This window comes from Pseudomonas fluorescens (assembly GCF_900215245.1).
GTDB lineage: Bacteria > Pseudomonadota > Gammaproteobacteria > Pseudomonadales > Pseudomonadaceae > Aquipseudomonas > Aquipseudomonas fluorescens.
Map to the genome: position 1 here is coordinate 2,215,002 of NZ_LT907842.1, position 14,331 is coordinate 2,229,332.

A 14,331-nucleotide genomic window follows, 5' to 3' on the forward strand; every position below is an offset into this window, starting at 1 on the left:
GATTTGTCCTCAATAACCATAAGAAGAGGCACTCCCCCATGCACCCTGAATCCTTCACCGGGCAGGCGTCTTTAGTCACGCCCAGCAGAAAGCGTTTCTTCATCATGGTGTTGCTGTTTATCACCGTGGTGATCAACTACCTCGACCGCAGCAACCTGTCGATTGCCGCCCCGGCGCTGACCAGCGAGCTGGGGATCGACCCAGTGCACGTCGGGCTGATCTTCTCGGCTTTCGGCTGGACCTACGCCGCCATGCAGATCCCCGGCGGCTGGCTGGTCGACCGGGTGCCGCCGCGCATTCTCTACACCGTCGCCCTGCTGCTGTGGTCGATTGCCACCGTGCTGCTCGGGTTCGCCGCCAGCTTTATCGCGCTGTTCGTGCTGCGTATGGCGGTGGGTGCGCTGGAAGCGCCGGCCTACCCGATCAACAGCCGCGTGGTCACCACCTGGTTTCCGGAACGCGAGCGCGCCACGGCGATTGGTGTTTACACCTCGGGGCAATTTGTCGGGCTCGCCTTTCTCACGCCGGTACTGGCCTGGCTGCAGCACGCGTTTGGCTGGCACATGGTGTTCGTCGCCACCGGGGGTGTGGGCATTCTGTGGGCGCTGATCTGGTACGCGGTGTACCGCGAGCCGAAGGATTTCAAAGGCGCCAACGCGGCTGAAATCGAACTGATCCGCGACGGTGGCGGGCTGGTGGATATCCAGGCGCAAACGGCCAAGGCGCCGTTCAGTTGGGTCGACCTGAGGGTGGTGCTGAGCCAGCGCAAGTTGTGGGGCATCTACCTGGGGCAGTTCTGCCTGAACTCCACGCTGTGGTTCTTCCTGACGTGGTTCCCGACCTACCTGGTGAAATACCGGGGCATGGACTTCATCAAGTCCGGGTTGTTGGCGTCGTTGCCGTTTCTCGCCGCATTTGTCGGCGTGCTGTGTTCGGGGATTTTTTCTGATTGGCTGATTCGCCGGGGCGCGTCGGTAGGCTTTGCGCGCAAGTTGCCGATCATTGGCGGGCTGCTGATTTCCACGGCGATCATCGGCGCCAACTATGTGGACTCGACAGCGTGGGTGATTGCGTTTCTGGCGCTAGCGTTTTTCGGCAATGGCTTGGCGTCGATCACCTGGTCGCTGGTATCGACCTTGGCGCCTGCGCGTTTGTTGGGGCTCACCGGGGGCGTGTTTAACTTTATCGGTAACTTGTCGGCGATTACCACGCCGATAGTGATCGGCTTTCTGGCCAGTGGTGATTCATTTGCGCCAGCGATTACCTACATCGCGGTGCTGGCATTGCTCGGGGCGCTTTCCTACGTGTTGCTGGTGGGCAAAGTCGAACGCATCGAACTGTAAACCCATTATCAGGGCGGCGGCTGACCCCTGTGGCAAGCCCGCTCGCTTCAACAAGCCGGCTTGCCACCCAAGCATTGCGGTCAGTTGAGCACGCCGTTCAGGATTTCGTAGACGATCCCCGTGCCCACCGCGATCAACACCACGTCCGGCCCGGAACGGCGCCATTCATACCCTGGGTAAACCGGCAGGCGTGCCAGGGCGCGATTGTCGAGACGTTCACCGTAATAGCCGCGTGGCAGGGGCTGGCCGCGAACCAGACGTACATTCGGCGGCGGCGGTGCGCCGCGCGAGAATTGGCCGTGGTTGTCGTGGATGATCTGCCGCACCGGGCCGAAGTCCTGAGGTGGGCCGCCGCGACGGTTGTCCGGCGGGCCGCGATGGTCGTCGCCACGTTGCTCGTGCTGGCCTTGCGGGCCGCCACGGCCGGGGCCGTCGCCATCACCCCGTTGGTCAGGCGGCGCGGCCTGCACCAAGGCACTCGCGCCGAGCATCAGCACGCCGAGACCGGCGATCAAGCGTTTAGGCATTTTCATGGGGTGTTTCCTCAGTACTGCACCAACAAAAAAGGGATTTCGAACCGAGTTCGAAATCCCTTGGTCTTGTCAGTTTAGGTACTGATTCGACAGTATGATTCCTCTGTATCAGGAACTTTACCTACCGCTACATGGCGTTTACTTACGGGCGTTGCGGACACCTTCCGACAGCGCCGCGCACAAGCCCAATACGCCATCAATCGCTTGCTGATCATTTTTGGCATTGGCAATGTGGTCGATCAGCGCCGAACCCACCACCACACCGTCAGCCAAGCGTGCGATGGCCGCAGCCTGCTCAGGCGTGCGGATACCAAAACCGATGCTGATGGGCAGGTCGGTGTGGCGGCGCAAGCGGGTCACCGCTTCTTCAACGTGTTCCAGGGTGGCCGCACCGGCACCGGTGACACCGGCTACCGACACGTAATACACAAAGCCGGAGCTGCCGTTGAGCACGGTCGGCAGGCGTACGTCATCGGTGGTTGGCGTGGTCAGGCGGATAAAGTCGAGGCCTGCTGCCTGGGCCGGGTCGCACAGCTCGCCGTTATGCTCAGGCGGCATGTCGACCACGATCAGGCCATCAACGCCGGCTTCTTTCGCGTCGGTGATGAACTGTGGCACACCGTATTTGTGGATCGGGTTGAAGTAACCCATCAGCACCAGTGGCGTGTCGTTATTGCCCTGGCGGAACTCGCGAACCATCTGCAGGGTTTTCGCCAGATTTTGCTTGGCTTCCAGCGCGCGGATGTTGGCCAGTTGAATCGCCGGGCCGTCGGCCATCGGGTCGGTGAAGGGCATGCCCAGCTCGATCACGTCGGCGCCGGCCGCCGGCAAACCCTTGAGGATCGCCAGCGAGGTGTCATAACCCGGGTCGCCGGCGGTGACGAAGGTCACCAGGGCCGCGCGGTTTTGTTCTTTCAGCTGCGCAAAGCGGGTTTGCAGGCGGCTCATCAGTGTTTCTCCTGCTGGGACTGTTCCATGTGGTGCATCACGGTCTGCATGTCTTTGTCGCCACGGCCGGAGAGGTTGACCACCATCAGGTGATCCTTCGGCAGATTCGGTGCGCGTTTGAACACTTCGGCCAAGGCGTGGGCGGTTTCCAGTGCGGGAATAATCCCTTCCAGGCGGCAGCATTTGTGGAATGCGATCAGGGCCTCGTCGTCGGTCACCGAGGTGTATTGGGCGCGGCCGATATCATGCAACCAAGCATGCTCAGGGCCGATGCCGGGGTAGTCGAGGCCGGCGGAAATCGAGTGAGCGTCGATGATCTGGCCGTCGTCGTCCTGCAGCAGGAAGGTGCGGTTGCCGTGCAGCACGCCCGGTACGCCGCCGTTGAGGCTGGCGGCATGTTTGCCGGTTTCGATGCCGTAGCCGGCTGCTTCAACACCGATAATCTCGACGCTGGCGTCATCCAGGAACGGGTGGAACAGGCCCATGGCGTTGGAGCCACCGCCGATGCAGGCCACCAGGCTGTCCGGCAAGCGGCCTTCCTGGGCTTGCATCTGGGTGCGGGTTTCCTTGCCGATCACGGCCTGGAAGTCGCGCACCATCGCCGGGTACGGGTGCGGGCCGGCCACGGTGCCGATCAGGTAGAAGGTGTCGTCGACGTTGGTCACCCAGTCACGCAGGGCTTCGTTCATTGCGTCCTTGAGGGTGCCGGTGCCGGCGACCACCGGGATCACTTCGGCGCCCAGCAGCTTCATGCGGAACACGTTGGCCTGTTGGCGCTCGATGTCGGTGGTGCCCATGTAGATCACACAGTCGAGGCCAAAGCGTGCGGCCACGGTGGCGGTTGCCACGCCGTGCATGCCGGCGCCGGTCTCGGCGATGATGCGTTTTTTGCCCATGCGCCGCGCCAGCAGGATCTGGCCGATGCAGTTGTTGATCTTGTGCGCGCCGGTGTGGTTCAGCTCTTCGCGCTTGAGGTAGATCTTGGCACCGCCGCAGAACTCAGTCAGGCGCTCGGCGAAATACAGCGGGCTTGGGCGTCCGACGTAGTCGCGCTGGAAGTAGGCCAGTTCTTCGTTGAAAGCCGGATCGATCTTCGCCGCTTCGTATTCGCGGGCCAGGTCGAGGATCAACGGCATCAGGGTTTCAGCGACGTAGCGGCCGCCGAACGCGCCAAAGAGGCCGTTGGCGTCGGGGCCGTTGCGCAGGTCGGTCTGGGACTGAGTCATGGGGCGCTCCAGGAAATAATTCGTGTGAGAGGCAATGACGGTCACTCTACCCCTCACATCCGGCGCTGAAAACCGATAAGATCGCCGTAACCTGTCAGGAAAACTCACAGATGAGTCGAGACCTTCCGCCCCTCAATGCCCTGCGCGCGTTCGAAGCCACTGCCCGGCTCAACAGCGTCAGCCAGGCCGCTGAGCAACTGCATGTGACCCACGGTGCCGTCAGTCGCCAGTTGAAGGTGCTGGAAGAGCATTTGGGTGTCAGCCTGTTCGTCAAGGACGGGCGCGGCCTTAAACTCACAGATGCCGGTGTGCGCCTGCGCGACGCGAGTGCCGAAGCCTTCGAGCGCTTGAGGGACGTGTGCGCAGAACTCACCCAAGCCAGCGCCGATGCGCCCTTCGTGCTGGGCTGCTCGGGCAGCTTGTTGGCGCGCTGGTTGATCCCGCGCCTGGGCCGCTTGAACGCAGACTTACCGGACCTGCGCCTGCACCTGTCCGCCGGTGACGGCGACCTTGATCCTCGGCGGCCCGGTCTTGACGCCCTGCTGGTTTTCGCCGAACCGCCGTGGCCGGTGGATATGCAAGTGTACGAACTGGCCAGCGAGCGGATTGGCCCGGTGATGAGCCCGCGCTTCGCCGGTTATGAGCCTCTGCGTCATGCACCTGCCTCGGCGTTGTGTGGCGAAGTGCTGTTGCACACCACCTCGCGCCCGCAGGCCTGGCCCAGTTGGGCGCAGCAACACGGCATCGAGCCCGGCGCGCTGAAACTCGGCCAGGGTTTTGAGCATTTGTATTATTTGCTGGAGGCGGCTGTTGCCGGGCTGGGAGTGGCGATTGCACCTGAACCGCTGGTGGCAGAGGACCTGCGAGCGGGTCGCCTGGTGGCGCCGTGGGGTTTCAGTGAAACCCCGGCGCACCTGGCGTTGTGGCTACCCAAACGCGCCGCAGACGGGCGCGCCGGTCAGCTGGCGCAGTGGCTCAAGGCAGAGCTGCTGCGCCAACCGCTGTAGCCGGTCAATCAGTCACCGCGTTTGCACAGCAGGTAAGCGGCCAGCAGGCCCAACGCGCCAACGGCAACGCCGGCGGTAGTCCATGGGTGCTCTTGCGCGTAGTCGCGGGTGGCGACGCCGGTTTCGCGGATTTTGACTTTGCTTTCTTCGTAGGCATCGCTGATCAGGTGGCGGGAGTGCTTGAGAGCATTCTCGGCATTACTTTTCAGGGCCTTCAGCGTTTTGCGCGACTCATCGGATGCATCATCCTTGAGGCTCTCAAGGGACTTGAGCAGGCTCGAAATCTCGGCTTCCATGCTTTCCAGCGACGCTTTGCGTAAAGAAGTGTTGGCCATGTGGGCTCTCCTGAAGTGATTGAGTGGCGTGTGTAGATACCGACTACGGCGTTTTCAGAAAGTGCAGTAAATCTGAACTTTCACCTACGAATAGCCGCCAGAAGCAGTACGAACATTGACTGCTACGCTCAGTAGAGACCTCAGGAGAAACGCTATGTCAGATCATCACACTTACAAGAAAGTCGAACTGGTGGGCTCGTCGACGACCAGTATCGAAGACGCCATCAACAACGCGATTGCCGAAGCGCATAAGAGCATCAAGCACTTGGAGTGGTTTGAAGTGACCGAAACCCGTGGCCACATCAAGGACGGCAAGGCCGCGCACTTCCAGGTCACGCTGAAGGTGGGGTTCCGAATTGCCAGTAGTTGATCACGTCGGTTGAACTTGCCGACTGGCCGATTGCCATAACCTGCGCTACACCCTTAGGGTGCCGATGCAATGCATCGGCACGCTCTTTTCGATCAGCGCAAGGAAAGTAACGGATGAAGAAGTTCCTGTTGGCGGTAGGTTTGTTGAGCATCGCGGGTACAGCCCTGGCGGCGGGCAAGCCTTGTGAGGAGCTGAAAAGTGAACTCGCAGCAAAGCTTGATGCGAAAGGCGTTCAGCATTATTCCCTGGATGTTGTCGATAAAGGCGCTGCAGCCGATGGAGATAAGGTGATTGGCTCCTGCGAAGGCGGCACCAAGGAAATCGTCTACAAACGCGGTTAATCCCGTGTTCCAGACATAAAAAACCGACGCGAGTGCGTCGGTTTTTTTTCGCCTCGGGCTCAGCCTTTCATCAGCTGTGCCAGCAGCTCGTAGGAATGAATCCGGTCAGCGTGCTCGTAGAGGTCGCTGGTAAAGATCAGCTCATCGGCACCGGTTTGCTCGATCAGCACTTCCAGTTTGGCGCGGATCTTGGCCGGGCCGCCGACCATGGCCAAGCCGAGGAAGCTGCCGACGGCGTCTTTTTCATGGGGCAGCCACAGGCCGTCCATGCTTTTCACCGGTGGGCGCTGCACCAGGCTTTGCCCGCGCATCAGCGCCAGAATGCGTTGGTACACGGACGTGGCGAGGTAATCGGCCTGCTCGTCGGTATCGGCCGCCACCAGCGGAATGCCGAGCATCACGTAGGGCTTGTCCAGCACGGCTGAAGGCTTGAAGTGATTGCGATACACGCGAATCGCCTCGTGCATCAAGCGCGGTGCGAAATGTGAGGCGAAGGCGTAGGGCAAACCCCTCTCTCCCGCAAGCTGCGCGCTGAACAGGCTGGAACCCAGCAGCCAGACCGGTACGTTGGTGCCAGTGCCCGGCACGGCGATCACCCGTTGGTCAGGCGTGCGTGGGCCGAGGTAGGCCATCAGTTCGGCCACGTCTTCGGGGAAATCGTCGGCGCTGCCCGAGCGTTCACGGCGCAGGGCGCGGGCGGTCATCTGGTCGGAACCGGGCGCGCGGCCCAAGCCCAGGTCGATACGGCCGGGGTACAGGCTTTCCAGCGTGCCGAACTGCTCGGCAATTACCAAGGGCGCGTGGTTGGGCAGCATGACGCCGCCGGAGCCGACGCGGATGGTCGAGGTGCCACCGGCCAGATAGCCCAGCAACACCGAGGTGGCCGAGCTGGCGATGCCGTCCATGTTGTGGTGTTCGGCCACCCAAAAACGGTTGTAGCCGAACTTTTCCACGTGCTGGGCGAGGTCCAGAGAGTTGCGCAACGATTGCGCGATGCTCCCGTTGGCGCGCACGGGCACGAGGTCGAGGGTCGAGAACTTCACGTCGGACAGCGATTTCATAAGCCTGCTTCTCCATTAGGTGCGCAGGCTTATAGACGAACCAAAACCTGCCGCTTCATGTGCATGTTCTATGCAATGAGGGCATATACCCGAGATTCAATAGAGGTGGAGAGATTTCCTACTAAATAACTAGGTTTTTCCGACAAGATGAACTTTGCCCGCGCATCTATCCTCAGAACCCTTACTGAAGCAAAACCACCGTTCGAGGAGACCGCTATGAGTATCGTTAAAAAAGCATCCGCGCATTGGGAAGGTGATCTGAAGACTGGGCTGGGTTCCATTTCCACCGAAACCGGCGTGCTGCGTGAAGCGCCTTACGGCTTCAAGGCCCGTTTCGAAGGAGGCAAGGGCACCAACCCTGAAGAATTGATCGGTGCGGCCCACGCCGGCTGTTTCTCCATGGCGTTTTCGATGATTCTCGGCGACGCCGGCCTCAAGGCCGACAGCATTGACACCCAGGCTGAAGTGACGCTGGACCAAGTGGAAGGTGGCTTTGCAATCACCGCCGTGCACCTGATCCTCAAGGCCAAGATTCCAGGCGCAAGCCAGGCCCAGTTCGACGAACTGAGCAAGAAAGCCAAGGAAGGGTGTCCGGTATCCAAGGTACTGAATGCGAACATCAGCCTGGATGCGACGCTGGTTAACTGATAAAGCATCTTCCAATGTGGGAGCGGGCTTGCTCGCGAACGGGGTGGACCAGTCAATATCACTGTGACTGACCCACCGCATTCGCGAGCAAGCCCGTTCCCACATTTAGTTGTGCGTTAAATCAGAACTCGTGTTTCCCAGATGTGGTCCTATACGCTATGCAACTTAGGCGCACACCCGTGCGCATGCATTCAGGGAGCTACACACATGAAACGTTTTGCCTTGGCGATCATCTGCGCTGTTTTGGCCACGTCGGCCGTGGCCGCGCCAAAAGATTGTGAAGAGCTCAGGAAAGAGATCGAGGTCAAAATCCAGGCTAATGCAGTGCCGTCCTACACCTTGGAAATCGTCAGCAAGGAAGAAGGCGACAAGCACGACGAGGCCATGCGTGTAGGTACTTGCGAGAACGGGACCAAAACCATCATCTACCAAAAGAACAACGACTGATCAGATGCAGTTGACGCTGCGTTCTTGCGCCAGCAACTGCCGCGCTGTGTTGTACAGCCGGATGTTCGGCGTGTAGCCCAGCGAGCGGCCCTCCAGCACATAGCGCTGGCCTGCCTGGAAACTGTTGTACTGCAAGGTCATGAAGCAGGTCCGGTCCTGGGTCTGCGACAACCCGCCCAAACTGCCCCCGGTTGGCACCTCGAAATCAAAGCGCACCATCAGTTCGTGGCTGCCGGGTGGCACCTGAAAGAAACGCCCGTCGTTGAGGTTCTTGCCGTCCAGGCGCTGGGCCATCACCAGTTTGGCGCCCGGGGTCGGGGTGGCGAAATCGACCCATGCCTGGTGCGGATCGACCGGTGGCAATGGGGTCGAAGCACAGGCGCTGAGAAACAGGGCAGTGACGGGAAGCAAGAGCTGGCGCATGGCAGGCACTCAACGGAAGGAAAGAATTGAGCCGGGCGCACAAGGCGGCAAACTCTCTATGAGTATAAACACGTCACGGCATGGAAAAATTCCGCGCCGGCAGGATAGTCTGGCGAGCCAGTCACCCAGGAGCGGTCGGAGCATGTTGAGGCGTTTTCTTCCAGGGCTAATCGTCGTGTTGCTCAGCGGCTGCTCCAGCGTCAGTTATTACGCCCAGTTGGCTGACGGCCAATGGCAATTGCTGAGGGCCCGCGAGCCGGTCGCCGAGGTCATCGCCGACCCCTCTCGGCCACAGGCGCTGCGCGATCACCTGGCGCAATCGCAGAAGGCACGCACCTTTGCCAGCGAGCACCTGCACTTGCCTGACAACCAGAGTTACCGGTTGTACGCCGACATTGGCCGACCCTATGTGGTCTGGAATGTATTCGCCACGCCGGAATTCTCTCTATCCCCGCAAACCCATTGCTTTCCAATCGCCGGCTGCGTCGCTTATCGCGGCTACTACAACCAGGGCGCTGCGCGCGGCGAGGCGGCGGTGCTGCAGCAACGGGGCATGGACGTGTCGATTGACGGTGTCGAGGCTTATTCCACGCTGGGTTGGTTCAACGATCCGATCATGAGTTCGATGATGCACTGGGGCGATGAGCGCCTGGCCACGCTGATTTTTCATGAATTGGCGCATCAGCGTTTTTATGTGAAGGATGACACCGAGTTCAACGAGTCTTATGCCAACTTCGTCGAGCAGGAAGGCACCCGCCAATGGCGTGCGGCGCGTGGCTTGGCGCCATTGAGCAATGCGGCGTTGCAGCAACGCGATCAGTTTATTCGGCTGGTACTTGATACCCGCAAGCGCTTGGAACAACTCTACGCCCAACCGCTGGCGACGGATGTAATGCGCCAGGCCAAAGCCGCAGAGTTCGAGCGCTTGCGCACAGCGTATCAGCACATGCGCGATAGCCAATGGGGCGGGGATAAACGTTACGACGTGTGGGTCAACCAGCCGATGAACAATGCGCGGCTGTTGCCGTTCGGGCTGTATGACCAATGGGTGCCGGCGTTTGCGGCGTTGTTTGCGCAGGAAGGCGGGGATTGGGTGAAGTTTTTTGCGGCGGTTGAAAAATTGGGTGGGTTGCCGGTGGCGCAGCGTAAAGCGGCGTTAAGGCAATTGGAGAGTGGTGGCCGTTAGGGCCTCTTCGCAGGCAAGCCAGCTCCCACAGTTGATCGATTTCCAAACTTGGAATGCGGTCAAGTGTGGGAGCTGGCTTGCCTGCGATAACGGTCTCAAGCGCGCTGCAAAAACGCCTGATGCATCTCATCCAACGTCGCAAAATGCCAAGTCGGCGCCTCGGCATTCAACTCTTCAAAACTGCCGAACCCATACCCCACCGCCGCCGAATCCAGGCCATTGCTGCGTGCTCCGATCAGGTCGTGCTTGCGATCACCAACCATCAACGTGGTCGCCGGGTCCAGGCCTTCTTCGCTCATCAAGTGAGCAATCAGCTCGACTTTATGCGTGCGCGTCCCATCCAGCTCGCTGCCGTAGATGACTTTGAAGTGCTTGGCAAAATCGAAATGCCGGGCGATCTCGCGGGCGAACACCCACGGCTTGGACGTGGCCACATACAGCTGACGGCCCTGGCCGTTCAGCGTTTCCAGTAACGGCATGACGCCGTCGAACACGCGGTTTTCATACAGGCCGGTGACCTTGAAACGCTCGCGATAGAAATTCACCGCCTCCCAGGCCTTGGCTTCATCGAAGCCATAGAACTGCATGAAGGCTTGCAGCAACGGCGGGCCGATAAAGTGTTCCAGCTTGGTCAGGTCCGGCTCGTCGATACCCAGTTTGCCGAGGGCATACTGGATCGAGCGGGTGATGCCTTCGCGCGGATCGGTCAGGGTGCCGTCCAGGTCGAACAGGACGGTTGGGTAATGCAGGGTCATTGATCGAATCCTTCCACCAGGTGCAGGTCTTTGAGCTTCACGTAGTTTGCTGCGCTGTAGGTGAAGAACGCGCGTTCCTTGTCAGTCAACGGACGGATTTGTTTAACCGGGCTGCCCACATACAAAAAGCCGCTGTCGAGTGTCTTGCCCGGTGGAACCAGGCTGCCGGCGCCGATGATGACGTCGTCTTCGACCACGGCGCCGTCCATCACGATGCTGCCCATGCCGATCAAGATCCGATTGCCCACGGTGCAGCCATGCAGCATGACCTTGTGGGCGATGGTCACGTCATCGCCGATCAGCAGCGGGAAGCCATCCGGGTTGAACGGCCCGGCGTGAGTGATGTGCAGCACACAGCCGTCCTGCACGCTGGTGCGCGCACCGATGCGGATGCGGTGCATGTCGCCGCGAATCACGGTCAGCGGCCAAACCGAGCTGTCGGCGCCGATTTCGACATCGCCGATCACCACCGCCGAAATATCGACAAAAGCCCCGGCGCCCAGGGTTGGCGTGTGGTTCTGATAGGTGCGAAGGGTCACGATAGCCTCTCTCTCTTCTGCTGATAGCTGCGGTGGGCGTTGATTGTAATTAAGATGGCCCCATCTTTGTTCTTACATGTTTCTTCAGCCAAGGTGCCAACCGTGAGCGCGAACAACCCTCTTCTGCAGTCCTACGACCTGCCGCCGTTCTCGGCGATCCGTGCCGAGCACGTTCAGCCGGCCATCGAACAGATCCTCGCCGACAACCGCGTTGCCATCGAAGGCATCCTGCAAAGCCAGGGCAAAAATCCGACATGGGCCGGTCTGATACTGGCCATGGACGAGCTGAATGACCGCCTGGGCGCCGCCTGGAGCCCGGTCAGCCACCTCAACGCCGTATGTAACAGTGCCGAGCTGCGCGAAGCTTACGAAGGCTGCCTGCCAGCATTGAGCGCCTACTCCACCGAGATGGGCCAGAACCGCGCACTGTTCCAGGCCTTCGAGGCCCTGGCCAACAGCCCCGAAGCGGCCGGCTTCGATGTGGCGCAAAAAACCATCCTGGAACATTCCCTGCGCGACTTCCGCCTCTCGGGTATCGATTTGCCGCCTGAGCAGCAAAAACGTTACGCCGAGGTGCAGAGCAAGCTGTCCGAGCTGGGCAGCAAATTTTCCAACCAACTGCTGGATGCTACTCAGGCCTGGACCAAACACGTCACCGATGAAGCCACTCTCGCCGGCCTGACCGACTCCGCCAAGGCGCAAATGGCGGCTGCCGCCCAGGCCAAAGGCCTCGACGGCTGGCTGATCACCCTTGAATTTCCGAGCTACTACGCGGTGATGACCTACGCCCAGGACCGCGCCCTGCGTGAAGAAGTCTACGCGGCCTACTGCACCCGTGCGTCGGACCAAGGCCCGAATGCCGGTCAGAACGATAACGGCCCGGTGATGGAACAGATCCTCGACCTGCGTCAGGAACTGGCCACGCTGTTGGGTTATGCGTCCTTCTCCGAGCTGAGCCTGGCCACCAAAATGGCTGAATCCAGCGACCAGGTGCTGAGCTTCCTGCGTGACCTGGCCAAGCGCAGCAAGCCGTTTGCCGCCCAGGACCTGCAACAGCTCAAGGCCTACGCCGCCGAACAAGGCTGCGCCGATCTGCAAAGCTGGGACAGCGGTTTCTACGGTGAAAAACTGCGCGAGCAGCGCTACAGCGTTTCCCAGGAAGCCCTGCGCGCCTACTTCCCGATCGACAAAGTGCTCAGCGGGCTGTTTGCCATCGTCCAGCGCCTGTACGGCATCGAAATCGCCGAGCAAAAAGGCTTCGACACCTGGCACCCGGATGTTCGCCTGTTTGAAATCAAGGAAAACGGCCAGCACGTCGGGCGTTTCTTCTTCGACCTGTACGCCCGCGCCAACAAGCGGGGCGGTGCCTGGATGGATGGCGCGCGCGACCGTCGCCGCACGATCGACGGCGTATTGCAAAGCCCGGTGGCCAACCTGGTGTGCAACTTCACCCCGGCCGACAGCGGCAAGCCTGCGCTGCTGACCCACGATGAAGTCACCACGCTGTTCCACGAATTCGGCCACGGCTTGCACCACCTGCTGACCCGCGTTGAACACGCTGGCGTGTCCGGCATCAACGGTGTGGCCTGGGATGCGGTGGAGTTGCCGAGCCAGTTCATGGAGAACTGGTGCTGGGAGCCGGAAGGCCTGGCGCTGATCTCCGGCCACTATGAAACCGGTGAGCCGCTGCCTCAGGACCTGCTGGAAAAAATGCTGGCGGCGAAGAACTTCCAGTCCGGCCTGATGATGGTGCGCCAACTGGAATTCTCGTTGTTCGACTTCGAGCTGCACGCCACCCATGGCGATGGTCGCACCGTGGCGCAGGTGCTTGAAGGCGTGCGCGATGAGGTCTCGGTCATGCGCCCACCGGCCTACAACCGCTTCCCTAACAGCTTTGCGCACATCTTTGCCGGCGGTTACGCGGCGGGCTATTACAGCTACAAGTGGGCGGAAGTGTTGTCGGCGGATGCCTTCTCCAAGTTCGAGGAAGAGGGTGTGCTCAACGCGGAAACCGGTCGCGCCTTCCGCGAAGCGATTCTGGCGCGGGGCGGTTCCCAGGCGCCGATGGTGCTGTTCGTCGACTTCCGCGGACGGGCGCCGTCGATTGACGCACTCTTGCGTCACAGCGGCCTGAGTGAGGACGCGGCAGCATGAGCGAAGGGCCTGTGATAACCAAAAAGCAATTTATCGCCGGGGCGGTCTGCCCGGCGTGCAGCGAGCCGGACAAGTTGAAGATGTGGACTGAAGACAGCGTGCCGCACCGTGAGTGTGTGGCCTGCGGTTATACCGACACGCTGAATGATCAAGGCTTGTCGGTGCCCAAGGAATTGGGCACGCGGGTGAATACATCGGCGCTGAAGGCGCCGGACCCGAAGGTGCAGGCCGTGCAGTTTTTCCCCAATCCCAAGCTGAAAAAGGATTGATGCCCGCTTAGGGTGTGCGTACCCAATCAGTGTCTTTCTTTGGCTCCACACGGCTGCTGCTGGCCGTGTTGAGCCAACTGTTCATCGAGCACAGGGCAAACGCGCTGGTGCTGCAATCGCCATTCGCCAAGGCTGTACGCAACTTGTCGATATCGGCCTTCATCATGTAGCGAACGCCGTCCTTGAAGCCGTTACTGGTGCCGAAACCGCCCAAGGTCATCTCGTTCAGCGCGTCTTCTTTGCTCCACCCCTGGATCACCACGCGATACATCGCGGCCATCAGGCCTGTGCGGTCAGAGCCGTGTTTGCAGTGCATCAGCACGGGGCCGTTAACTTCTGCTTGCTGGATGGCCCTGAGCGCCGCCAGCACGTCGGAATCGTCGACGTGGTTGGTGCGATAAGTCAGCTGCACCTGTTTGATATCAGATGTCTTCAGCCACGACGCATCAGATTCCGGCAAAAAGTTGATCACCGTGCCGATCTTGAGTTTTTCCAGTACGGGCACGGCGCTGCTGTCCGGCAATGCGCTGCGATACAGGGTAGGCGTCATCTGGTGCAGGTTGAATTGGCCGCCCACAGGCTGGGCCCACTCTGCTGAGCGCAGGGACGTGGCCTCGTCGGCTTGAGCCTGCAGTGTGCTGAGCAGAGCCATGAACGCCAGGCCGAGGGCAGGCAGCAAACGGATTGTGAACATGCGCGTTGGGACCGAATAGGAAGGGCTGATAGGCCACAGATTCGCCTGCGCG

General features: G+C 60.6%; 18 protein-coding genes. 9 read left to right on the forward strand and 9 right to left on the reverse strand.

Annotated elements, in window-relative coordinates:
* The first annotated feature begins 38 nt into the window (after nucleotides 1–38).
* Entirely contained in the window at nucleotides 39–1,343 is a 1,305-nt protein-coding gene (locus CPH89_RS10365) for an MFS transporter (protein WP_053253632.1), read from the forward strand.
* Nucleotides 1,344–1,423: 80 nt separating this feature from the next.
* Here CPH89_RS10365 and CPH89_RS10370 read toward each other — a convergent pair whose 3' ends face one another.
* The 3 genes from CPH89_RS10370 to trpB all read right to left on the reverse strand — a co-directional run bounded on the left by CPH89_RS10370 (nucleotide 1,424) and on the right by trpB (nucleotide 4,050).
* Nucleotides 1,424–1,876, reverse strand: a complete 453-nt coding sequence (locus CPH89_RS10370) for an anti-virulence regulator CigR family protein (RefSeq protein WP_053253633.1) — start codon at nucleotides 1,874–1,876, stop codon at nucleotides 1,424–1,426.
* Nucleotides 1,877–2,014: 138 nt separating this feature from the next.
* Nucleotides 2,015–2,824 carry a tryptophan synthase subunit alpha gene (gene trpA, locus CPH89_RS10375; RefSeq protein WP_053253634.1) on the reverse strand — a complete coding sequence of 270 codons (810 nt, stop codon included), beginning with the start codon at nucleotides 2,822–2,824 and terminating at the stop codon, nucleotides 2,015–2,017.
* On the reverse strand, nucleotides 2,824–4,050 hold the full coding sequence (gene trpB, locus CPH89_RS10380) for a tryptophan synthase subunit beta (RefSeq protein WP_053253635.1): 1,227 nt from the start codon (nucleotides 4,048–4,050) through the stop codon (nucleotides 2,824–2,826). Before trpB ends, trpA begins: the two co-directional genes overlap by 1 nt.
* A gap of 110 nt (nucleotides 4,051–4,160) precedes the next feature.
* On the opposite strand from trpB, the gene CPH89_RS10385 reads away from it, so the two are divergent.
* On the forward strand, nucleotides 4,161–5,057 hold the full coding sequence (locus tag CPH89_RS10385) for a LysR family transcriptional regulator (RefSeq protein WP_053253636.1): 897 nt from the start codon (nucleotides 4,161–4,163) through the stop codon (nucleotides 5,055–5,057).
* An 8-nt stretch (nucleotides 5,058–5,065) separates the two neighbouring features.
* Here the strand turns inward: CPH89_RS10385 and CPH89_RS10390 are convergent, their stop codons facing one another.
* Nucleotides 5,066–5,392: an ElaB/YgaM/YqjD family protein gene (locus CPH89_RS10390; protein WP_003170746.1), complete on the reverse strand. Its 327-nt coding sequence runs from the start codon at nucleotides 5,390–5,392 to the stop codon at nucleotides 5,066–5,068.
* A gap of 154 nt (nucleotides 5,393–5,546) precedes the next feature.
* Between CPH89_RS10390 and CPH89_RS10395 the strand changes: the two genes are divergently transcribed.
* On the forward strand, nucleotides 5,547–5,762 hold the full coding sequence (locus CPH89_RS10395; protein WP_016969657.1) for a dodecin: 216 nt from the start codon (nucleotides 5,547–5,549) through the stop codon (nucleotides 5,760–5,762).
* 113 nt (nucleotides 5,763–5,875) lie between these two features.
* A complete protein-coding gene (locus CPH89_RS10400) occupies nucleotides 5,876–6,103 on the forward strand; it encodes a DUF1161 domain-containing protein (protein WP_053253637.1) in 228 nt (75 codons plus the stop codon).
* A 59-nt stretch (nucleotides 6,104–6,162) separates the two neighbouring features.
* Here the strand turns inward: CPH89_RS10400 and CPH89_RS10405 are convergent, their stop codons facing one another.
* Nucleotides 6,163–7,164, reverse strand: coding sequence for an LLM class flavin-dependent oxidoreductase (locus CPH89_RS10405; RefSeq protein ID WP_053253638.1), 1,002 nt, complete (start codon nucleotides 7,162–7,164; stop codon nucleotides 6,163–6,165).
* 216 nt (nucleotides 7,165–7,380) lie between these two features.
* Between CPH89_RS10405 and CPH89_RS10410 the strand changes: the two genes are divergently transcribed.
* The gene (locus tag CPH89_RS10410; RefSeq protein WP_053253639.1) at nucleotides 7,381–7,812 is read left to right on the forward strand and encodes an OsmC family protein; all 432 of its coding nucleotides are present in this window, start codon (nucleotides 7,381–7,383) and stop codon (nucleotides 7,810–7,812) included.
* Between the two features lie 207 nt (nucleotides 7,813–8,019).
* Entirely contained in the window at nucleotides 8,020–8,259 is a 240-nt protein-coding gene (locus CPH89_RS10415) for a DUF1161 domain-containing protein (RefSeq protein ID WP_053253640.1), read from the forward strand.
* On the opposite strand, the gene CPH89_RS10420 is transcribed toward CPH89_RS10415, so the two are convergent.
* On the reverse strand, nucleotides 8,260–8,682 hold the full coding sequence (locus CPH89_RS10420) for a PA0061/PA0062 family lipoprotein (RefSeq protein WP_053253641.1): 423 nt from the start codon (nucleotides 8,680–8,682) through the stop codon (nucleotides 8,260–8,262).
* 142 nt (nucleotides 8,683–8,824) lie between these two features.
* On the opposite strand from CPH89_RS10420, the gene CPH89_RS10425 reads away from it, so the two are divergent.
* Entirely contained in the window at nucleotides 8,825–9,868 is a 1,044-nt protein-coding gene (locus tag CPH89_RS10425; protein ID WP_053253642.1) for an aminopeptidase, read from the forward strand.
* 95 nt (nucleotides 9,869–9,963) lie between these two features.
* Here the strand turns inward: CPH89_RS10425 and CPH89_RS10430 are convergent, their stop codons facing one another.
* Complete coding sequence (locus CPH89_RS10430) at nucleotides 9,964–10,623, reverse strand: HAD family hydrolase (protein ID WP_053253643.1); 660 nt, start codon at nucleotides 10,621–10,623, stop codon at nucleotides 9,964–9,966.
* On the reverse strand, nucleotides 10,620–11,162 hold the full coding sequence (locus CPH89_RS10435) for a gamma carbonic anhydrase family protein (protein WP_053253644.1): 543 nt from the start codon (nucleotides 11,160–11,162) through the stop codon (nucleotides 10,620–10,622). Before CPH89_RS10435 ends, CPH89_RS10430 begins: the two co-directional genes overlap by 4 nt.
* A 54-nt stretch (nucleotides 11,163–11,216) precedes the next feature.
* On the opposite strand from CPH89_RS10435, the gene prlC reads away from it, so the two are divergent.
* Together prlC and CPH89_RS10445 are read left to right on the forward strand one after the other, a co-directional pair.
* On the forward strand, nucleotides 11,217–13,316 hold the full coding sequence (gene prlC, locus CPH89_RS10440; RefSeq protein WP_169876334.1) for an oligopeptidase A: 2,100 nt from the start codon (nucleotides 11,217–11,219) through the stop codon (nucleotides 13,314–13,316).
* Nucleotides 13,313–13,585 (forward strand): YheV family putative zinc ribbon protein, encoded by a 273-nt coding sequence (locus tag CPH89_RS10445; protein WP_027608125.1) that lies wholly within the window; start codon nucleotides 13,313–13,315, stop codon nucleotides 13,583–13,585. The genes prlC and CPH89_RS10445 overlap by 4 nt, the downstream gene beginning before the upstream one ends.
* A 7-nt stretch (nucleotides 13,586–13,592) precedes the next feature.
* On the opposite strand, the gene CPH89_RS10450 is transcribed toward CPH89_RS10445, so the two are convergent.
* The gene (locus tag CPH89_RS10450; protein WP_053253646.1) at nucleotides 13,593–14,279 is read right to left on the reverse strand and encodes a dual specificity protein phosphatase family protein; all 687 of its coding nucleotides are present in this window, start codon (nucleotides 14,277–14,279) and stop codon (nucleotides 13,593–13,595) included.
* Nucleotides 14,280–14,331: the final 52 nt, after the last annotated feature.

Coding starts and splice junctions, on each gene's coding strand:
- CPH89_RS10365 (WP_053253632.1), top strand. CDS start 39: ATGCACCCTGAATCCTTCACCGGGCAGGCGTCTTTAGTCACGCCCAGC.
- CPH89_RS10370 (WP_053253633.1), bottom strand. CDS start 1,876: ATGAAAATGCCTAAACGCTTGATCGCCGGTCTCGGCGTGCTGATGCTC.
- trpA (WP_053253634.1), bottom strand. CDS start 2,824: ATGAGCCGCCTGCAAACCCGCTTTGCGCAGCTGAAAGAACAAAACCGC.
- trpB (WP_053253635.1), bottom strand. CDS start 4,050: ATGACTCAGTCCCAGACCGACCTGCGCAACGGCCCCGACGCCAACGGC.
- CPH89_RS10385 (WP_053253636.1), top strand. CDS start 4,161: ATGAGTCGAGACCTTCCGCCCCTCAATGCCCTGCGCGCGTTCGAAGCC.
- CPH89_RS10390 (WP_003170746.1), bottom strand. CDS start 5,392: ATGGCCAACACTTCTTTACGCAAAGCGTCGCTGGAAAGCATGGAAGCC.
- CPH89_RS10395 (WP_016969657.1), top strand. CDS start 5,547: ATGTCAGATCATCACACTTACAAGAAAGTCGAACTGGTGGGCTCGTCG.
- CPH89_RS10400 (WP_053253637.1), top strand. CDS start 5,876: ATGAAGAAGTTCCTGTTGGCGGTAGGTTTGTTGAGCATCGCGGGTACA.
- CPH89_RS10405 (WP_053253638.1), bottom strand. CDS start 7,164: ATGAAATCGCTGTCCGACGTGAAGTTCTCGACCCTCGACCTCGTGCCC.
- CPH89_RS10410 (WP_053253639.1), top strand. CDS start 7,381: ATGAGTATCGTTAAAAAAGCATCCGCGCATTGGGAAGGTGATCTGAAG.
- CPH89_RS10415 (WP_053253640.1), top strand. CDS start 8,020: ATGAAACGTTTTGCCTTGGCGATCATCTGCGCTGTTTTGGCCACGTCG.
- CPH89_RS10420 (WP_053253641.1), bottom strand. CDS start 8,682: ATGCGCCAGCTCTTGCTTCCCGTCACTGCCCTGTTTCTCAGCGCCTGT.
- CPH89_RS10425 (WP_053253642.1), top strand. CDS start 8,825: ATGTTGAGGCGTTTTCTTCCAGGGCTAATCGTCGTGTTGCTCAGCGGC.
- CPH89_RS10430 (WP_053253643.1), bottom strand. CDS start 10,623: ATGACCCTGCATTACCCAACCGTCCTGTTCGACCTGGACGGCACCCTG.
- prlC (WP_169876334.1), top strand. CDS start 11,217: ATGGCCCCATCTTTGTTCTTACATGTTTCTTCAGCCAAGGTGCCAACC.
- CPH89_RS10445 (WP_027608125.1), top strand. CDS start 13,313: ATGAGCGAAGGGCCTGTGATAACCAAAAAGCAATTTATCGCCGGGGCG.
- CPH89_RS10450 (WP_053253646.1), bottom strand. CDS start 14,279: ATGTTCACAATCCGTTTGCTGCCTGCCCTCGGCCTGGCGTTCATGGCT.